The 18,847-nt window shown below is 66.9% G+C and carries 17 protein-coding genes; 8 read left to right on the top strand and 9 right to left on the bottom strand.

Annotated features, from left to right (window positions below):
- Nucleotides 1–21 precede the first annotated feature (21 nt).
- On the top strand, nt 22–495 hold the full coding sequence (locus OH799_RS22520) for a DUF6194 family protein (protein WP_406267472.1): 474 nt from the start codon (nt 22–24) through the stop codon (nt 493–495).
- A 4-nt stretch (nt 496–499) separates the two neighbouring features.
- Here the strand turns inward: OH799_RS22520 and OH799_RS22525 are convergent, their stop codons facing one another.
- Nucleotides 500–1,447 (bottom strand): hypothetical protein, encoded by a 948-nt coding sequence (locus OH799_RS22525; RefSeq protein ID WP_406267475.1) that lies wholly within the window; start codon nt 1,445–1,447, stop codon nt 500–502.
- 330 nt (nt 1,448–1,777) lie between these two features.
- Nucleotides 1,778–3,136, bottom strand: a complete 1,359-nt coding sequence (locus tag OH799_RS22530) for a cytochrome P450 (protein WP_406267478.1) — start codon at nt 3,134–3,136, stop codon at nt 1,778–1,780.
- A gap of 378 nt (nt 3,137–3,514) precedes the next feature.
- Between OH799_RS22530 and OH799_RS22535 the strand changes: the two genes are divergently transcribed.
- Both OH799_RS22535 and OH799_RS22540 read left to right on the top strand, forming a co-directional pair.
- Nucleotides 3,515–3,760 (top strand): Smr/MutS family protein, encoded by a 246-nt coding sequence (locus tag OH799_RS22535; protein ID WP_357259520.1) that lies wholly within the window; start codon nt 3,515–3,517, stop codon nt 3,758–3,760.
- Nucleotides 3,761–4,191: 431 nt separating this feature from the next.
- The gene (locus OH799_RS22540; protein ID WP_406267481.1) at nt 4,192–4,839 is read left to right on the top strand and encodes a hypothetical protein; all 648 of its coding nucleotides are present in this window, start codon (nt 4,192–4,194) and stop codon (nt 4,837–4,839) included.
- A gap of 14 nt (nt 4,840–4,853) precedes the next feature.
- Here the strand turns inward: OH799_RS22540 and OH799_RS22545 are convergent, their stop codons facing one another.
- From OH799_RS22545 to thiO, 3 genes are read right to left on the bottom strand one after another with little or no spacing between them, the layout of a single operon-like run.
- Entirely contained in the window at nt 4,854–5,612 is a 759-nt protein-coding gene (locus OH799_RS22545) for a thiazole synthase (protein ID WP_406282383.1), read from the bottom strand.
- Between the two features lie 10 nt (nt 5,613–5,622).
- Complete coding sequence (gene thiS, locus OH799_RS22550) at nt 5,623–5,841, bottom strand: sulfur carrier protein ThiS (RefSeq protein ID WP_357179722.1); 219 nt, start codon at nt 5,839–5,841, stop codon at nt 5,623–5,625.
- Nucleotides 5,838–6,911 carry a glycine oxidase ThiO gene (gene thiO / locus OH799_RS22555; protein ID WP_357259517.1) on the bottom strand — a complete coding sequence of 358 codons (1,074 nt, stop codon included), beginning with the start codon at nt 6,909–6,911 and terminating at the stop codon, nt 5,838–5,840. The genes thiS and thiO overlap by 4 nt, the downstream gene beginning before the upstream one ends.
- 56 nt (nt 6,912–6,967) lie before the next feature.
- Here thiO and thiE point away from each other — a divergent pair, with 56 nt between their 5' ends.
- Nucleotides 6,968–7,666 (top strand): thiamine phosphate synthase, encoded by a 699-nt coding sequence (thiE, locus tag OH799_RS22560; RefSeq protein WP_406267485.1) that lies wholly within the window; start codon nt 6,968–6,970, stop codon nt 7,664–7,666.
- 28 nt (nt 7,667–7,694) lie between these two features.
- Here thiE and OH799_RS22565 read toward each other — a convergent pair whose 3' ends face one another.
- Entirely contained in the window at nt 7,695–8,390 is a 696-nt protein-coding gene (locus tag OH799_RS22565; protein WP_406267488.1) for an NUDIX hydrolase, read from the bottom strand.
- Between the two features lie 189 nt (nt 8,391–8,579).
- On the opposite strand from OH799_RS22565, the gene OH799_RS22570 reads away from it, so the two are divergent.
- The 3 genes from OH799_RS22570 to OH799_RS22580 are packed head-to-tail and all read left to right on the top strand — an operon-like array spanning nt 8,580 to nt 13,546.
- Nucleotides 8,580–9,962 (top strand): hypothetical protein, encoded by a 1,383-nt coding sequence (locus OH799_RS22570; protein ID WP_406282386.1) that lies wholly within the window; start codon nt 8,580–8,582, stop codon nt 9,960–9,962.
- Nucleotides 9,959–10,942: a transporter substrate-binding domain-containing protein gene (locus OH799_RS22575; protein WP_406267491.1), complete on the top strand. Its 984-nt coding sequence runs from the start codon at nt 9,959–9,961 to the stop codon at nt 10,940–10,942. The genes OH799_RS22570 and OH799_RS22575 overlap by 4 nt, the downstream gene beginning before the upstream one ends.
- Nucleotides 10,943–10,948: 6 nt before the next feature.
- Complete coding sequence (locus OH799_RS22580; protein WP_406267494.1) at nt 10,949–13,546, top strand: tetratricopeptide repeat protein; 2,598 nt, start codon at nt 10,949–10,951, stop codon at nt 13,544–13,546.
- Nucleotides 13,547–13,583: 37 nt separating this feature from the next.
- Here the strand turns inward: OH799_RS22580 and OH799_RS22585 are convergent, their stop codons facing one another.
- Nucleotides 13,584–14,795, bottom strand: coding sequence for an acetate kinase (locus OH799_RS22585; RefSeq protein ID WP_406267496.1), 1,212 nt, complete (start codon nt 14,793–14,795; stop codon nt 13,584–13,586).
- 108 nt (nt 14,796–14,903) lie between these two features.
- Complete coding sequence (pta, locus tag OH799_RS22590) at nt 14,904–16,976, bottom strand: phosphate acetyltransferase (RefSeq protein WP_406267499.1); 2,073 nt, start codon at nt 16,974–16,976, stop codon at nt 14,904–14,906.
- Nucleotides 16,977–17,160: 184 nt separating this feature from the next.
- On the opposite strand from pta, the gene OH799_RS22595 reads away from it, so the two are divergent.
- Nucleotides 17,161–17,667 carry a nitroreductase/quinone reductase family protein gene (locus OH799_RS22595; RefSeq protein ID WP_406267502.1) on the top strand — a complete coding sequence of 169 codons (507 nt, stop codon included), beginning with the start codon at nt 17,161–17,163 and terminating at the stop codon, nt 17,665–17,667.
- A 74-nt stretch (nt 17,668–17,741) separates the two neighbouring features.
- Here OH799_RS22595 and fgd read toward each other — a convergent pair whose 3' ends face one another.
- A complete protein-coding gene (gene fgd / locus OH799_RS22600; protein ID WP_406267505.1) occupies nt 17,742–18,752 on the bottom strand; it encodes a glucose-6-phosphate dehydrogenase (coenzyme-F420) in 1,011 nt (336 codons plus the stop codon).
- Between the last annotated feature and the right edge of the window lie 95 nt (nt 18,753–18,847).

Consider the following 18,847-nt stretch of genomic DNA (forward strand, 5'->3'; position numbering starts at 1 on the left):
CTTAATGAAACGCTGGAGGGCATGACCATCGATGAGATCATCCGCTTCGTATCGAACCTCGAGGGAGTCTTGGCCCTCAGGCCGGGACCCGGCGACGGTTCGCCCGAGATCAGCTGGGGCGATACGTTCTTCTACTACTCACCGAGTGGTGTCGTGCCGAACGCGACCCAACCCTTCGCGACGATCGTTACGAAGAACTACCCGGGCGACGAGAAATCGCGCCTGGACCACCCGGATGCGTTCCGCGTCAACATCGCCGCTGGGAAGGAATCCTTCATCCGGTGGACCGGCCACGCGCCGCGCGAAGCAGCCATGGACATCGACCCCAGCGTTACCGACACCGTGATCGCACACCCCGTCTACGGCTCCGCAGGCTGGCTCGCGGTAGTAAATCCCGGCCAGCGGTCCGATAAGACAACCCGCGAACTGCTTCACAAGGCCTATGACCTCGCACGCTCACGCTATGAGCGACGTACGGGGGCGACGAGCAGCTGATGCGTTAGTACGATCCCAGTCCAGTTGTCTCGCTCCAGTGTGCGAGGTCGATGGCCTTGGTGAGCAAAGTGGTGCGCTGGGATGAGACGTCCCATGGGGTTCCGGCTGGTTCGAGGGTCAGCAGAACGATGATTTTCTCGTCGTGTTCGCCGACGGTGCCGGTGGTGTGCATGGCTCGCTTGCCGAGGTTGATCGCGGGTGCGCTGGGCGGGGCTCCCTCGGTGAAGGTCCAGTTCTCATCGATGCCGTCTCGGCCCATAACGATGGGGCTCTCGGCGGCGGCGTCGAGAGCCCCTGGCGGAATCGGCGGTTTCGGGTTCTCGGGTGCGCATTCGTTGTCGGGCTCGGGTGCGTCACCAAAGCCGGACCAGCCCTGTTTGACACTGGCGGGCCTGGCGAGGGCGCGGGCTATGCCGAAGGATTGGTCGAATCCATCCTGACCGCATTTCGTCGATTCGTGCAGATTGCTCATGATGAAGTCACGGACGGCCGGGCTCGCAGTGTCGAGGATATAGCGATAGGTCGTCACTACGTCGGCGGCACTGATCGCGGTGTAGCCCCACATCCCGCGGTCCGCGGGTGGCATGGTGTCGCTCAGGCCGAGTTTGGCGACCATCCGTTCGATGATCTGGTCCCACCCGTTCTCGATCCACAGGTAGCTGGCGGCGTCGTCGTCGCTGGAGCGCAGCATCGCCTGCAACCGGGCCGAATCGTCGAACGAAATGGCCTGTGGATCATGGGATTCCAGATAGTCGAGCGCGATGAGCAATTTGACCACCGACGCGGCCCGGTACTGCTTGTGTGCGTCGAATTGCACACTCGAGGCGCCGGTCGTGCGGTCGAAGATCACGAAACTCGCCTCCACCCCGGTCGGTAGCGCATCTGTGATCGGATCGGCGAGAGCAGGAGCCGCGCCCACAGCCGTCAAGGCCGTGGCAGCGGCAAACGTCATGGCGAGCCGGGGCGCTGTACGTCGGAGTTGTGCCGTCTCGGCGCGGAAAACCATAAGCCCCTCTGGGTCTCGAAGATGAAATTCGTGTGCCTGCGAAGATGCTGCACCATAACGCAGTGCGATTACAGCACACCAGACTCGTTGCACCGCAATTCATCTCCGAGCTTTCGGCAAACTCGCAGATAGCGAGCGACATGAGCGATCAGACCTGACCGAACTACACAAGCGGCCGGGGACGGAGATGGAGCTGGTGACAGCATTGAACCGCCCCTGCGAGTCCATCGAAGTCCTGGACTCGCAGGGGCGGTTCGAACGGCCCTGTTCGCAGCGCTATTGCCGTTCGGTGAGCCTCGCGATAACCGGGTACTTGGTGTTGAGGGTCAGCGCGGAACTCGGGGTGAGGTCCGGGTTCTCGATGGTCAATTCGAACCGCCGCATAATGGTCGAGAGCGCGAGCTGCATCTCCATCATCGCGAACGCGTTGCCGATACAGAGGTGTCCGCCCGCGCCGAAGGGCAAGTACACGTTCCGGTCACGGGCAGCGACCGCGTCGGCGGTGAAGCGGTCCGGGTCGAAGGTGTCCGGCTGGTCCCAACACTCGGGGTTCCGGTGTGCGTGGTAGTAACTGAACATCACCGTAGTGCCTGCCGGAATGCGGAAGCCGCCGATCTCGTCGTCCTCGTCGGCGCGGCGTTGTCCCATCCATGCCGGCGGTTTGAGCCGCAACACCTCCTCCATCACCTGCTTGCTGTAAGAAAGCGCGGGCAGGTCGGACATGGTGGCGTGCCCGCCGGCCAACGCGGTGTCGACGTCATCGCGCAACCGCTGACGCACCTCAGGATGCACTTGCAGCAGCAGAATGGCGGACGTCAGAGCCGAGGAGCTGGTCTCGTGACCGGCGAAGAGCATGGTGACGACCTCGTCGCGCAGCTCCTGGTCGGTGAAATTCTCGTTGGTATCGGCATCCGTGGTGTTCATGAGCATGGCCAGCAAGCCATTGCTGTCGGTGTCGCGCAGCTTGTTGATCACCGTGTAGACGATGGCGTCCATCTCGTCGATCGCCCGCCAGAATCGACGGTGGCTCGGCGTCGGAAACTTCAAGGGGACCAACGGCATACGGACGAACTTCCCCAATTCGGCATTCAGCCGCTGCGTCGCGGCGGAGAAGCCGGTGACCTCCGGGCCTTGCGGATCCAATCCGAACAGCGCCCGCACCACGATCCGCAACGTGAGGTGGCTCATCTGCTCGCCGATATTGACCGTCCGTCCGGCACGGGCATGTTCAGCCCATTCGTCGCACATGGCGTCGATCTCGGCCACCATGGTCTCACTGAGCGCACTGATCTTCTTGTGGTGAAAGGCGGGCTGGACGAGGCGCCGGTTGCGTCGCCAGCGGTTGTGATCGGCAATGGACGCCAGCCCGCGTCCGATGAACGGTTCGATGATGTCGTACATCTGGGTCTCGCGGGTGAAGTTCGCCATGCGTTCCTGCAAGATGTACTTGATGTGGTGCGGATGGGTGATCCCGACCATACTCCCGTTTATCAGCTGGAACTGAAAAACGTTGCCGTGCTGAGTCATAGAGTCGGAGAGGAACGTAATCGGGTCGGTAACGAAGCGTTTGGTATTACGGAGGCGGCCTGTGACCACCGGGGGCAGCCCGGTGACAGCGGCGGAAGTGGAGGACACAACAGCAAGTAAAACCGACAGCGTCGATACTCGCCGCGGTTTGGCGAATGTGGCCGAAGACGGACTCCTGCAACGGTTTACCCACCGCCGGAGGCACGCAAACCGCGCCGAACTACGCTGATCCGGCCCACTCTCCGTGATGGCCACAGTCGAACTGTGCGCGTGGACCGAGGACCGATCCTTTCGCGGTGCTCTGCTCTCGGTCGCGCGCCCGGAATCGGTCTACGCGCGAACACCTGTACCGGAAGATCGCATCCGATCACCGACTACAACCCTCGACCACGGATCGGGACGCGGGCACACCGAGCTGGGCGGTTGGCGGGGTCCGCGACTGCGCCTACGCTGATTCACACTTCTACAACGTCGAAGGGGCCGCCAGTGCTCAGTTTGGATCTGCATCCGATCTTTCGCAGCAACCGCGACATCGATGTCGCCATGCGGCAGTTCCTCATCAGGGCCGCCAAGTCCGGGACGCCCGTCGCCGAGATCATCCCCGGAAAAGGCTCGGGCCAGCTCCAAAGCCGCGTTCTGGCTTTCCTCGACCAGAAGCACATCAAGAAGCTGTACGCGCGCCGGGAACCCGATCCGAACAACTCCGGCCGTGTCCTCGTGTACTTCACGTAGGCGCGCGCAGCACGCCGTGGGGCGCACGAGGCGCAACGTCCATCCGCATATGTAATAGGTCTTGAAGCCCTCGTGTCCGTATCCGGGGTGCCGTTCCGCTGCCGCTTCCGCGAAGAACTGCTCGCCTGACGAACAGTCTTGGCGCCCTCAGAACAGTGTCCGTACCTTACGGCGAACATGCCTGTCAGCGTGATGGACGCCCCGCGATGCTCCCATGAAGAAGACGATGGCACCGTCGGAAATCGGCTGCATGCGACGGGAATCCTGAGGGTCCGCTGACCGTCATCGGCGGCCGCTGTGCGGCCACACGGCCGTCGAAGGCGTGAACCCGGTGGGGTTCAACAGCCTCGATATTCCCGAAGGCTGGAAGAACGCCGCCGAGCTTACTACCCACCGAAGTCATACTGGAAAGGAAAACCAGAAAGGGTACCGTGAGAGCCCCCGAATCGATATCATCCAGCCCTTATGTGGTGGAACTGGACCCGCCACCCGGGGCGTCGATCCCACTGCGCAGCTATATCACCAAGGCGCAGAAGGTGCTCCAACAATTTGTCGACGTCCTCGGGCGCCCGGATATGGCTAAACCGGTTCCCGAACCGGAACCCCCGCCACCTGCTCCGGTACTCGACGGTTCGAGTGGCGCAACCGCGGCGGCATACGCAGCCACCCACGACACGCTGCAAACGCATTCTGCCGCATGGCAGCTCGCCCACCCCGAAGTCGACAGCTCGGTGCGCCGGACGCGCACCATCAGCGGGGAGGCGCTGAAGGAGGTCAAGGAGCATATCGAGGGACTGAAAGACGCCTTGCGCGCGGGAGGTGTGCTGATGATGGTGTCGTATCCGACACCTGCGATACCCGCACCGAGACTCTCGCCAAGTATGGAGAGGCCACTGGCCATGCTGACCTATCGCACTATGGTGCGGGTAGCATCCGTCGTCTCATTCGCCGCGATGGCGGCGCTCGTCTCGGATTTGAAGTATCCCGAGATCCCGGACCCCTCGCCCGAACTTGTTCCACCACCGACACCGCCAAAGCCCGAGAAGTGGACGGAGCCCCCGAAAACATTCGAGGTGTGAGCTTTCTCGTCGGATCAGAGCGCCGGAGACGACGCCTGGGCCCAGAACCGTTTCGGAATGCGTCCGGCCAGGCGGGCCAGGTACCCCGCGCGCACCGCGTCCGCCATGGCGGCGGCCATCAGCCCGGGCCGACGTGCCCTGGTCACGGCGGTCGCCAGCAGCACGGCCGAGCAGCCGAGTTCCATAGCGAGGGCGGCGTCGCTCGCGGTGCCGATGCCCGCGTCCAGGATGACCGGGACCTTCGCTTCGGCGACGATCATCTCGATGTTGTGCGGGTTGCCGATGCCGAGGCCGGTGCCGATCGGCGAACCGAGGGGCATCACCGCTACACAGCCAGCGTCCTCCAGGCGGCGGGCCAGGATCGGGTCGTCGGTGGTGTAGGGCAGTACGACGAAACCGTCATCGACGAGTTCCTCTGCGGCGGTGATCAATTCGATCGGGTCGGGCAGCAGGGTGCGCTCGTCGGCGACCACCTCCAACTTCACCCAGTTGGTGTCCAGCGCCTCGCGGGCCAGCTGTGCGGTGAGCACCGCCTCGGCCGCGGTGCGACAGCCCGCCGTGTTCGGCAGCGGCGCGATATCCAGCCGCTTCAGCAGGTCGAGCACGCCGGTGCCGCCCGCGGCATCGATCCGCCGCATGGCGACGGTGGTCAGCTCGGTACCCGAGGCGATCAGTGCCTCCTCGAGCACGGCGAGATTTTCCGCGCCACCAGTTCCCATGATCAGGCGGGAGCCGAACTCGCGGTCCGCGATCCGCAGCGAGGCGTCGGCCACACCGGATTCCTCAGCCACCCTGGACCGCCGTCAGCACCTCGATCTGCCAGCCGCGGCCGACTGGTTCGTTCCACCGCGACTTCGGGAACACCGCGCCGTCCACCGCGAGTGCGACGCCCTGGGATGGCAGGTCCAGGCGCGCCAAAAGCTCGCGCACGGTGAGCGGTTCGGCGAACTCGTGGTCGTCGCCGTTCACCGTGACACCGATGGGGACGGATGACAGCGTCATCGAATTCCTCCTACAGTCGTCGAAAAGCGCTGCGGGTCGGCGACTTCCGCTTCGGGCAGCGTTGCCCCGCCGAGCAGGCTCAGTACCGCGTCCACGGTGAGCGGCATGGTCAGCATGCCGTTGCGGCCGTGCCCGGTGGCCGCGACGATCCGGTCGGTGAGCCTGCCGATCAGCGGCAGGTTGTCCGGGCTGCCGGGCCGGGAGCCCGCGCTCACCTCGGCCAGCTCGTATTCGCCGATGCCGGGGAACACCGCCTCCGCGTCGGCGATCAGATCGCGCACGCCCGCGATGGTGACCGCGGTGTCGAAACCCGCTTCGTACTGCGTTGCGCCGACGACGATCCCGTCGGCGCGCGGAACCAGGTATACCGCCCTGCCGTGCACCCTGGCCCGGATCACGCGCCGCGGCGCGGGAGCGACGCCCGGGCGGTGGCGCAGGCGCAAGATCTCGCCCTTGACCGGACGCACCGGCAGCTCGGGCCACAACCTGGCCGAGGCGGCGCCCGCGGCGAGCACGATCTGGTCGTGCGGAAGGTGCGTCAGCAAGTCTACGGACTCGGCACGAACCAGCACGCCCGCCGCGTCGGCTGCCCGACGCAGGGCCGTCATCAGCCCACGGTTGTCGACGGCGGGTTCGGTGGGCGCGAGCAGGGCGGCGCGCACCGTGCGCGCCAGGGATGGTTCCAGCGCCCGGACTCCCGCGCGATCCAGCATCCGCAGTTCGTGGCCGCGACCACCGACCCAGTCGGCCACAGTGTGCAGGTCGGCGGCATCGGCCGCGTCCAGCGCGACGGTCATGGTCTCGTCGGCGACGAAGACCGAGACCCCGGTCGCGGCGTCCAGCCGGGCGGCGAATTCGGGCCAGCGTGCCAGCGAGGCGGCACCGAACTCCAGCACCCGCTCTTCCCCCGGCCACCCCTCGGACAGCGGGGCGAGCATCCCCCCGGCGACCCAGGAGGCGCCGGTACCGAGGGCGGGATCCAACAGGGTGACCGACCAACCCTCCTCCGCGGCCCGCCAGGCCACGGCGAGCCCGATGGCGCCGCCACCGACGACGGCCAGAGTCCGCATCCGATCCACCTGCCTCCTATTCGCTTCCCCACGGTAGCGCGGCTACGGTCGAATACGTGCAACCCTCCCACCCGAATCGAACCGCATCGCCCCGGGAGCGTCTGGCAAACGCGCGGCTGTATCTCTGCACCGACGCCCGAAGGGAGCGGGGCGACCTGGCCCAGTTCGCCGAGGCGGCGCTCGCAGGCGGCGTCGACATCATCCAGCTCAGGGATAAGGGATCGCCCGGAGAGGCGAAGTTCGGTCCGTTGGAGGCCAGGGCCGAGCTCGGTGCGCTCGCCGAATTGAAGGCGGCCGCGCGCAGGCACCGCGCCATGGTGGCGGTCAACGATCGCGCCGACCTCGCGCTGGCCGCGAGCGCCGACGTATTGCATCTCGGGCAGGGCGATCTCCCGCCCTGGTACGCGCGCCGGATTCTCGGACCGGACGTGGTGATCGGGCGGTCCACCCACAACCGCGCCCAGGCGGGCCTCGCCGCGATCGATGAGCACATCGATTACTTCTGTGCCGGGCCGGTGTGGGCTACGCCGACCAAGCCGGGCAGGCAGGCAGCCGGACTCGAGCTGGTGCGTTCGACCGGCGACGCCCATCCGACCCGGCCGTGGTTCGCGATCGGCGGAATCAACCCGGAGAACCTCCCCCAATTGCTGGAGGCTGGGGCGACACGGATCGTCGTGGTGCGAGCGATCACCGAGGCGCGTGATCCGGAGGCCGCGGCGCGCGGACTGAAGGCGGCACTGCTCGCGAACGCGTAAACACTGTGTAACGCGTAACCACTGTGTATCAGGAAAGTAGCTGGCTACGCGTGAGCGAGAGCACGGTGTCCAGCGCGGTGTTCCCGTCGGTTGTCGGCTCAGCGGCCGCCGGCTGATTCGCCGTAAGCACGATCCTGGCGTAGTCACCCGGCCCGTCCGGATCCGAATGCAGCCAGACGAAGCCCTGCTCGGCTAGATCGAGTGTGCGCGGAAGGACGGCAGCCACCGCACCGTCGTCCTCGATCTCCGCGAGGCGCACCCAGGCAGGCGCGGCGCGAAGGGTCGGCCACGCGGCGGCGAAACCGGGGTGCAGCGTACGGGCGTCCACCTCGCCTTCGGCGACCCAGGCCAGCTCGGTGCTCTCCCGATCGAGGCTGGTCGGCAAGGTCATGACGGCGTCGGCGACCACCGTGGTGTAGGTCCAGCCATTCAGGGCAGACGCGGTCACACGCTCGCCGCGCACCCGGACGTCGGCGGGATCGATGCCCGCCTCCTCCCATGCTTCGCGGACCGCGGCATGCACAGTGGTCTCGTGGCTGTCGCGGGCTCCGCCGGGCAACGCCCAGGTGCCGCCCTGATGACTCCACGGCGCGCGGTGCTGCAGCAGCACCGCCGAACCCCCACCGGCGAGCGGAGCGCGCAACAGCAGACCGGCAGCGCCGAAGCGGCCCCAGAACCGCGATCCGTCCGGGCCATGTGACCAACCGTCACCGTCACCACGCATCTCGTACCTATCCTCATCCAGCTACGACAGTCCCCCCCCCCCCCCGCATTGCTCCCAATCGGGGGTGTTGCACACGCCGCGGCGCCAGTATGACCACAATAAACTCCGCACCAACACGCACGGAGCGATCGAATGCCCGATCGGCTCGTCGAGAAATCCGCGCACGCGGCCCAGACTGGGGAGGTGGACATGACTCGCACCGAGCAGACGACAGCCGAACTCCGGCCTTCGTCCGCTGCCGAACCCGGCGATCGGGACAATCCGAGCGGGCTGCGGGTCGCGTTCATGCGCGAGCACCTCGACCCCGCCAACCTGCGGTCCTTCGCCAAATCATCACCGGGACGGCTGATCGCGGTCGGCCTTCTGCTGATCACCCTGTGCCTGGCCGCAGGGTCGGTGACCGCGGCGACGGTCAGCGACCGCCAGCAGGGTCTGCACGTGCTGCTCTACGTCACCGAACCGGACGCGTACTCCGCGCACCGGCTCTACACCTCGTTGTCCATCGCCGACGCCGCGGCCAGCACCGCTTTCATCGCGGGTGGACTGGAGCCGCAGGCGGTGCGCGATCGGTACAGCCAGGCCATGGGCGAGGCAGCGGCGGAGCTGGTGACCCAATCGGACCGCGGCGTCGGCCCGGACGCGGCGGCCGACCCGGATGCCCGGCTGCGTACCGGCATAATCACCGGCCTTCCGGTGTACTCCGGTCTGGTGGAGACGGCACGGACGAACAATCGCACTGGATATCCGGTCGGGGCCGCCTATTTGAGCGAGGCATCGAACCAGATGCAGACGACGCTGCTGCCGATGGCCGAGGAACTGCAGACCCACCGCTCGGCAGCCGTGACCGACGCGCAGCGCAACCACGTGCGCCCGCCGTGGCCGGCCATCGTGCTACTGGTCCTCACCCTCGGCGCGCTGGTCTGGGTGCAGCGGGATCTAGCGCGGCGCTGGCGGCGGGTGGTCAATCCAGGGCTCCTGCTCGCGTCCGTCGGGATGCTGATTCTGCTGGCGTGGACGGTGATCGCGGGTTCGGTGTCGGCGACGTCGATGATCCGTGCCCGTGACGACGGAGCGGTGCCGTCCTCGCGGCTGACCGAGAGCCGGATTCTGGCGCAGCAGGCGCGCGCGGCGGAAACGCTGAAGCTGGTGCGCAGGGACGCCACCGGCGACTACGACCGCACCTTCGACGCGGACATCGAGCGGCTGGCCGACCTGCTCGGCGGCTACCCAGGCTCCGCACCCGCGGCCGCCGAGGTACGCAATGCGGTTCCGGCGCTCGCTCGTTGGCGGGTGGCCCATCAGCATATGAACGAGGCGCTCGCCCGCGGCGACTTCAACAGCGCGGCCTCCGTCGCGACCGGCGCGGGCTCTGCGGACGCCACCGCGCAGGTCAGCGCTCTGGACCACTCGCTGGAGCAGGGCATCACCGAGACACGGGACACTCTGCGCGGCGACATTTCCCAGGCGGCCCGCGTGCTGGACTTCCTCGGGGCGGGTGCGATGGTGCTGGGCATTCTGGCGGCAGGCTATGTCGGACTCGGCATTTGGCCCCGGCTTCGGGAGTACCGATGAGATCCGCGCGCGGCATCCTTATAGTCCTCCTCGTCGTGACGGCGCTGGCGAGCGGCTGCGCGAGCGACTCCAGCGCGCCGCTGCCGACCAGGTCACCCGAGTACACCGCACCCCCGCTGCCCGCCAAAGCGATTCCGGTGCTGACGGATTCGCCGGTGCCGCCGTCACCGAAAACGCCACAGTGCGGGGATCCGACCGCCAGTCTGCGCCCTACCGAAGCAGGCGGCGCCGCGCGTGGACCGGTGATCGATGCGATCCGGGCGCGCGGCAGGCTGCTCGTCGGCCTGGACACCGGAAGCAATCTGTTCAGTTACCGTGATCCGGTCTCCGGCGCCGTTGTCGGTTTCGACGCCGACATCGCCAGGGAGGTCGCCCGCGACCTGCTCGGCAGCCCGGACCTGATCGAATTCCGCAGCCTCGGCTCGGCCGAACGCGAGACCGCGCTGCAGAACCACACCGTCGACCTGGTCGCCAAGACCATGACGATCAACTGTGAGCGGCGCGAAAAGGTGGCCTTCTCCACCGTCTATCTCCAAGCCCACCAGCGTGTGCTCGCGGTGAAGAACTCCGGGATCAACGGTCTCGCCGACCTGGCGGGCCGACGAGTCTGCATCGTGCCCGGCACCACTTCGCTGGACCACGTCCGTCGCGAACAGCCCACTGCGACCATCCTCACCGTGCCCACCTGGGCCGACTGCCTCGTGGTTTTGCAGCAACGCCAGGTCGACGCGGTGAGCACCGACGACGCCATCCTCGCCGGGCTTGCCTCGCAGGACCCGTACACCGAGTTGGTCGGCAACAGCATCAGCGTCGAGCCGTACGGCATCGGCATCCCCAAGGGCTCCGATGATCTCGTCCGATTCGTCAACGGCACCCTGGACCGCATCCGCAATGACGGCACCTGGAGCCGCATCTACCACGAGTACCTCACCGTGCTCGGCCCCGTCCCAGCTCCTCCCCCACCCACCTATCAAGACTGACAAGCAATGGACACCCGGCCCGATCCCGATTCCGACGCGGACGAAACCGCCGCCGGAGGGCCGGGTTCTCCTGAACTGTCCGGGGCGGCGACAGCGGGCGGGTACACCGGACTACTCGGCAGATATCCGGGTGCGGATCGGAATGCGGGTTCGGTCGAGCTGCCGGTGCATGGCGAGTCAAAGGGTGACCAGGAAGCTGAGGAAGCGCGTTCCAGTTCTACCCAAAGTGGTTCGGGTTCTGCCGAAGCGGAGTCGGGTACGGGAGGCGCTGATCAGGACGCCGTGGAAACACAAGCGTTCGCCGCCGAAGCAACCGCCGCCGAGCGAGGCGGACAGCGCACCGAGATGGCGCGCGACAAACCGAGGACCGCGCCGCCGACCACGGCAATGGGCACCGTCGCGGCAGGCGTTGTCGGCGCACGGCGAACGGATTCGGAGCCGAACTCGGCGGCAACGGCGCGCACCTCGGGGCGGAACGTGCGGACCGCGCGGTCGCATCCGACGGTGCGACGGCTCGGCGCAGGGCTGGTGCAGATTCCGACGGTCACGCCCGCCGATCCGCGCGACGCCGTCCTCGCCGATCCCGTGGTATCCGAGGGCAAGCGATTCTGCTGGCGCTGCGGCAACCCGGTCGGCAGGGCAACGGCGACTCGGCCCGCGACGACGGCGGGCGTCTGCCGAACGTGCGAGGCGCCCTATGATTTTCGGCCCTCGCTGCACGCGGGCGACATGGTGTCGGGACAGTACGAGATCCAGGGCTGTCTCGCCCACGGTGGTCTCGGCTGGATCTACCTGGCGATCGACCACAACGTCAGCGACCGCTGGGTGGTGCTCAAGGGCCTGCTGCACGCCGGCGATGCCGAAGCCCAGGCGGTGGCGGTCGCCGAGCGACAATTTCTGGCCGAGGTGGCACATCCCAGCATCGTCAAGATCTACAACTTCGTCGAACACACCGGCTCCGACGGCACACCCGTCGGCTACATCGTCATGGAGTATGTGGGCGGGCGCTCGCTGCGCGATATCCTGGACACTTACCAGCGCCCGCAGCGCATGCCGGTACCCGAGGCGATCGCCTACCTGCTGGAGATTCTGCCCGCGTTGGAATACCTGCACTCGACGGGTCTGACCTACAACGACCTCAAGCCGGACAACGTCATGGTCACCGAAGACCAGGTGAAGCTGCTCGACCTCGGCGCCGTCGCCACCATTGATGCGTACGGAAACCTCTACGGCACCAGGGGCTTCCAGGCACCCGAGATCACGAGGACCGGTCCTACCGTGGCCTCGGATATCTACACTGTCGGCCGCACCCTCGCGGTGCTCACCCTGAATTTGCCGATGGAGCATGGACGCTATCTCGACGGGTTACCGGAGGTCGCCGACGAGCCGGTATTGGCGCGCTACGAGTTCTTCCATCGCTTGCTGCTCTGCGCCACCGACCCGGACCCGGATCGCCGTTTTCCCTCGGCCAAGGCGATGTCCGCCCAGATGTGGGGTGTGCTGCGCGAAATCCTTGCGTTGGAAAACGATACCGAGCACCCACGGTTGTCGACTGTCTTCAGTCCACCGCGCGCCAGCTTCGGCACCGAGGAACTGATCAGCCAGACCGACGCCTACGCGGACGGCCGCGCCCGCAGCACCGAGCTCGATCCCCGCGAAGTGGTCGCGGCGCTGCCCATTCCGCTGCTCGACCCGACCGAGCCGTCCACGTCCCTGCTCGCCGCTACGGTGCATCCCGAACCCGCGCAGGCCCTCGATGCGCTGCGGGACGCGCGTGCGCGCGTCGAGGCCGATCCCGAGAACGCACTGGAGGCATCGGCTCTGGAGTTCACCTTGGCCGAGGCGCGGATACGGATCGACCTGCGCGAATCGTCCGCCGTGCTGCACCTGCTCGCTTCCCTATCCGACAGCGACTGGCGGGTGAGCTGGTATCGCGGACTCGCCGAATTGCTCGACCGGGAGTATGAGCGAGCTTTCGCGACCTTCGACGAGGTCCTTCGGGTACTGCCTGGCGAGATCGCCCCGAAACTGGCACTAGCCGCCACCGCCGAACTCATCCTCCAGCACTGGGATGCGCCGGATCCCATGCAGTGGCGCTCCTACGCGCAGAAGTCCTACGAGACCGTATGGCGCACCGACCGCGCCGTGGTGAGCGCCGCTTTCGGCCTGTCCAGGCAACTGACGGCGGTGGACCGGGTAACCGATGCCGTGCAGGCGCTGGACGAAGTGCCCGCCGCGTCAAGGCATTTCACCACAGCGAGGATGACCGCCGTTCTGCTCATGCTCACCGCCACACCGGTGGCTGAGCTCGACGAGGCGACCCTGCACATCTCGGCGTCGCGGGTACTCAGCCTGCCGGTGGCCGAGGGTCGTGCGGTGCAGATGAGGGTACTGGTCCGCGGCGCGGCTTTGGCCTGGCTGCAGGCGGGCAACACGCCGAAGCGCCCGGACACGACTTTGTTCAATGTTCCCTTCACCGAACGCGAACTGCGGGCAGGAATCGAAACCGGTCTTCGTTCCCTTGCCCGCAGCGCGACGGACCGCAACCACCGCTATGCGTTGGTCGACCTGGCGAACTCGATCCGCGCGAAAACCTGGCTTTAGGATCTCGACCGGCGCGGCGCGAGCTCGAACACCTGACTCAGGTGGTCTCGGCGACCACGTGATGTGCGGCGCGGGCGATCGCCAACTCCTCGTTGGTGGGCACCACCAGCACCGCGACCGGCGCCTCGGGTGGGGAAATATGCCGGGCGCCACGGTCTTTCGCCGTATTCGCGGTCTGGTCCACCTCGATGCCGAATCGGGCCAGGTCGGCGAGGGCATCAGCGCGCACCTGCGGGCTGTTCTCGCCGACACCTGCGGTGAAGGTGATCGCGTCGACGCCGCCGAGCTCCACCAAATACGCGCCGAGGTAGCGCCGCAACCGGTGGATGTACACGTCATAGGCGAGCCGTGCGGTCCGGTCTCCGCCGTCGATGAGGCGCTGTAGCTCGCGGAAGTCGTTCACGCCGGACAGGCCCTTGATACCTGAGTCCCGGTTGAGCAGGGCATCGATCTGGTCGATGTCCAGGTGCGCGGAGCGAGCCAGATGCGGCACGATCCCCGGGTCGAGGTCCCCTGGCCTGGTGCCCATTACCAGCCCCTCGAGCGGGGTGAGGCCCATGCTCGTATCGATCGGGCGCCCGCCGCGGATGGCGGAGGCGGACGCGCCATTGCCCAGGTGGAAGACGATCTGGTTCAGTTCGGCAGGGTCACGCCCGAGCAGCGCGGCGGCCCGACCGGACACGTACTCGTGCGACGTGCCATGGAATCCATACTTCCTGATACCGTGTGCCGCAGCCAATTCAGCATCAATCGCATATGTCTTCGCGGCGTCGGGCAGGCTGTGGAAGAAGGCAGTGTCGAACACAGCGACCTGCGGCACGCCCGGCAACAGCTCGCGCGCGCTCTCGATGCCGGCCACGTTGGCCGGGTTGTGCAGCGGCGCGAGTACGGACAATTCGGAGATCGCGTCGACCACGGAGTCGTCGATCAGCGTCGGCCGGTAGAACACCTCGCCGCCGTGCACCACCCGGTGGCCTACCGCGCGCACATCCTCCCGTACCAGATCGCGTCCTGTCGCCGAGAACATGTCGAAGACCAGGCGCAACCCCGTGGTGTGGTCGGCGATCGGCCTGCAACGCACGGTGGTCTCGCCGTGGGCGTGATGCTCGATCGCCCCGTCGTCCTCACCGATCCGCTCGACCGTCCCGTAAGCCGCCACCACGCTCGACTCCGGATCCAGGAGCTGATATTTGATGGACGACGAGCCGGAATTGATCACCAGCACCAGGCCTTCGGCACCCCTGCCCATCACACCTCCTGTATTTTGCGGGACACCCGCACCGGGCAGGTTTCCCGCACCCACTCAGCAACCACGATCGCATGCGCGATTGTTCCGGGGCAGGCAGTCCGGCCCACCTCAGTCGTCCTGCGCCTGGATGGCGGTGATCGCCACGGTGTTGACGATGTCGGCGACCAGCGCACCGCGAGACAGGTCGTTGACAGGTTTGCGCAGACCCTGCAGCACCGGACCGATCGCGATCGCACCGGCGCTGCGCTGCACCGCCTTGTAGGTGTTGTTGCCGGTATTGAGGTCGGGAAACACGAACACCGTGGCATGCCCGGCGACCTCGGAACCCGGCAGCTTCGCGTCGGCGACGGTCGGCTCGATCGCGGCGTCGTACTGGATAGGGCCCTCCACCAGCAGTTCCGGCGCCCGCTCACGCACCAGCTCGGTCGCGACGCGCACCTTGTCCACATCTGCGCCGCTGCCCGACTCGCCGGTGGAGTAAGACAGCATCGCCACCCGCGGTTCGACGCCGAACCGGGCGGCGGTCGCCGCGGACGAGACGGCGATGTCGGCCAGCTGCTCCGAAGTGGGATCCGGGACGACCGCGCAGTCGCCATAGGCGAGCACCCGGTCGGCCAGGCACATGAGGAACACGCTGGAGACGGTGGAGACGCCGGGCACCGTCTTGATGATTTCGAGCGATGGACGGATGGTGTGCGCGGTGGTGTGTGCGGCGCCGGAGACCATTCCGTCGGCGATCCCCTTGTAGACCATCATCGTGCCGAAATACGAAATGTCGGTCATGGTTTCGCGGGCACGCTCCAGCGTTATGCCCTTGTGCTTGCGCAGCTCGGCGTACTCGGCCGCGAAATCGTCGAGGTGGTCGGAGCCGCGCGGGTCGAGCACCTGCGCGGCGGAGATGTCCACGCCGAGTTCGGCGGCGCGGGCGCGCACGGCCGTCTCATCGCCGAGGATGACCAGGTCGGCAATCCTGCGCTGCAGGACCCGCCCCGCCGCGCGCAGGATGCGGTCGTCCTCACCCTCGGGCAAGACGATCCGCCTGGGGTCGGCCCGCGCGCGCTCGATGAGCTGGTATTCGAACATCTGCGGTGTGACCACCGACGTGAGCGGAACCTCGACGCGCCGCAACAACTCCGTCGCGTCGACGTGCTCTTCCATCAGGGCGAGCGCGGTGTCCACTTTGCTCGGGCTGCCCGCGGACATGCGGCCGCGGGTGCGGTAGGCGGCGCCCGCGGTGTCGTAGGTGCCCAGTTCGGTAGTGAGGATCGGCAGCTTGGGTTTGAGGCCGGTCATCAGCCGCGCCACCGCGGGGTGCGGCAGCATGCCGCCGTTCATGATGATGCCCGACAGCGATGGAAAGCCTTCCGCCTCATGAGCATTCACGACACTCAGCAGCACGTCCGACCGGTCGCCCGGCGCGATCACCACAACACCCTCGACCAGGCGCTCCAGGATGTGTTCGGCCGTCATGCCGCCGACCATGATCTCCAGCGCCTCACGCTGCAGCAATTCCTGGTCGCCGCTGTACATTTCGCCGTCGATGGCCGAGCACAGCTCGGCCATGGTCGGGGCGATCAGCAACGGGACCTCGGGCAGCGTCCAGGAAGGGATATCGAAGCCACGCAGCGCCGAACGCACCTCGTCCAGTTGCTTCGGTTCGCAGCGGTTGGCGATGATGGCGACCAGCTGTGCGTGCTCGTGCGACAACTCGGTGGCGCACAGTTCGGCCAGGTGCTTCACCTCGTCCGGCGTGCGGCCGGCGCCACGCACCACCAACAGCACCGGTGCGCCCAGGTTGACCGCGATCCTGGCGTTGAACCGCAGCTCGCTGGGGCTGGCCACGTCGGTGTAGTCGCTGCCGACCACCACCACCGCGTCACATACCTTCGCGACCTGATGGAAGCGCAGAACGATCTCGCTGATCGCCGCGTCCGGGTCGGCATGCACCTGCTCATAGGTCGTGCCGATAGCCTGTGCGTAGTCGATGTCCGCCGTGCTGTGCTCGAGCAGCAGCTCCAGGATGTAATCGGGCTCGGTAGTCGATCGCGTGATCGGCCGAAAAACCCCGACCCGCGCGGTCGTCGCGCACAACATCTGGAGCACCCCGAGGGCCACCGTCGACTTTCCGGTGTCGCCCTCCGGTGCGGCGATATACACCGCTGATGGAGCATTGTCGGCCATGCCCGAGAGCTTAATCAACGAGCGGCATTCGGACCCCGCCTCGAAAGCGTGATCAGCGGTCGCGATCGCTCGGTGCGTCGACTCCGTGCCGGACAGCAGCATCGGCCGCCGGTACGAAGGGGGCTGCTCGAGTGCTCCCGCCGACTCTCCATCGCGGGGTCCTCCGGCCCGCTATAGTCCGGGCATGGCTGAGCAGTTTCCAGATCGGCAGTGGGGCTCGCGCACGAATGTATTGGCCCGCGCGGCAAATAGATTGGCGGCGACGAAGCCGGGCTCCCGGTTGATCCGCGCGATCACTCCGCTGGACCGGGCCGTCCTGGAACGCACCCACGCCAAGTACACCTTGCTCGGCCCGATCGGCGCACCGGTCATCCTGCTCACCACCATCGGCCGCAAGTCCGGGCGGCCACGCACCCAGCCGCTGCTGTACGTGCACGACGGCGACACGCTCTACGTGATCGGCAGCAATTTCGGCCAGGAACACCACCCCGCCTGGACCGCTAACCTCCTGGCAAACCCCACCGCGACGGTCGCCATCGCAGGCGAACGCATCGACGTCACCGCCACCCCGGTCGAAGGTCCGGACAAAGACGCCGTCTTCACCCGCTTCGTCGACATCGCCGGCGCTTACGCCGTCTACCGCTCCCGGACAACCCGCGACCTCCGCATCTTCGCCCTACGCCGTACGTAACCGCCCGACGAGTGGCACCTGGCTGTGGCATCGCCCGAGAAGACCTCGCCAGGGTGTGCCACTCGTCGGGTGGGTCAGGCGAATGCGCGCAGGCGTGGCGCGAGGTCGCGCTGGAACAGGTCGAGGAAGCGGCGCTGGTCGTGACCGGGCGCGTGGAAGACCAGGTGGTTGAGGCCGGCGTCGAGGTACGGCTTGATCTGTTCGACGGCCTGGTCGGGGTCGCTTGCGACGATCCAGCGCTTGGCGATCTGTTCGATCGGCAGCGCGTCGGCAGCGGCTTCCATCTCGATCGGGTCGGTGATGCTGTGCTTCTGCTCCGCGGACAGGGACAGTGGGGCCCAGAAGCGGGTGTTCTCCAAGGCCAGTTCGGGATCGGTGTCGTAGGAGATCTTGATCTCGATCATCCGGTCGATGTCCTCGACGGTGCGGTCGACCTTCGCCGCGCCCTCGGCGACCGCGGGCATCAGCTTCTCGGTGTAAAGGTCCATGCCCTTGCCCGAGGTGCAGATGAAGCCGTCGCCCGCGCGTCCCGCGTACCGAGCGACCAGCGGGCCGCCCGCGGCGATATAGATGGGGATGCCGTCCTTGGGCACGTCGTAGATGGAGGCGCCGACGGTGCGGTAGTACTCGCCGTCGAAGTCGACGCGGTCGCCGGTCCACAGCGCGCGCATCAGGTCGACCGACTCGCGCAAACGGGCGAAGCGCTCCTTGAATTCGGGCCATTCGCCGGTGTACCCGGTGGCGATCTCGTTGAGCGCCTCACCGCTGCCTACCCCGAGCATGATCCGATCCGGGTACAGGCAACCCATGGTGGCGAAGGCCTGGGCGATCACCGCCGGGTTGTATCGGAAGGTGGGGGTGAGCACGGAGGTGCCGAGCTGGAGGCGCTGGGTGCGCTCGCCGACCGCGGCCATCCAGGCCAGCGAGAACGGCGCGTGCCCGCCCTTGTGCCGCCACGGCTGGAAGTGGTCGCTCACCGTGGCGCTGTCCAGGCCGTGTTGCTCGGCCAGCACCGCGATCTCGACGAGTTCACGGGGGCCGAACTGCTCCGCCGATGCCTTGTAACCGAGCTTGAGTCCGCTCATCTGCATGCTCCTCGCGTTTCGTTTCGCCGTCGTCGCGATCCGTCGTCGACAGTAGCCAACTCTTTTGCGACTGGTACCGAGGGCCTGGCGCGGAT

It is taken from the genome of Nocardia sp. NBC_00881, from assembly GCF_045207455.1.
In the GTDB taxonomy this organism is placed as follows: Bacteria; Actinomycetota; Actinomycetes; order Mycobacteriales; family Mycobacteriaceae; genus Nocardia.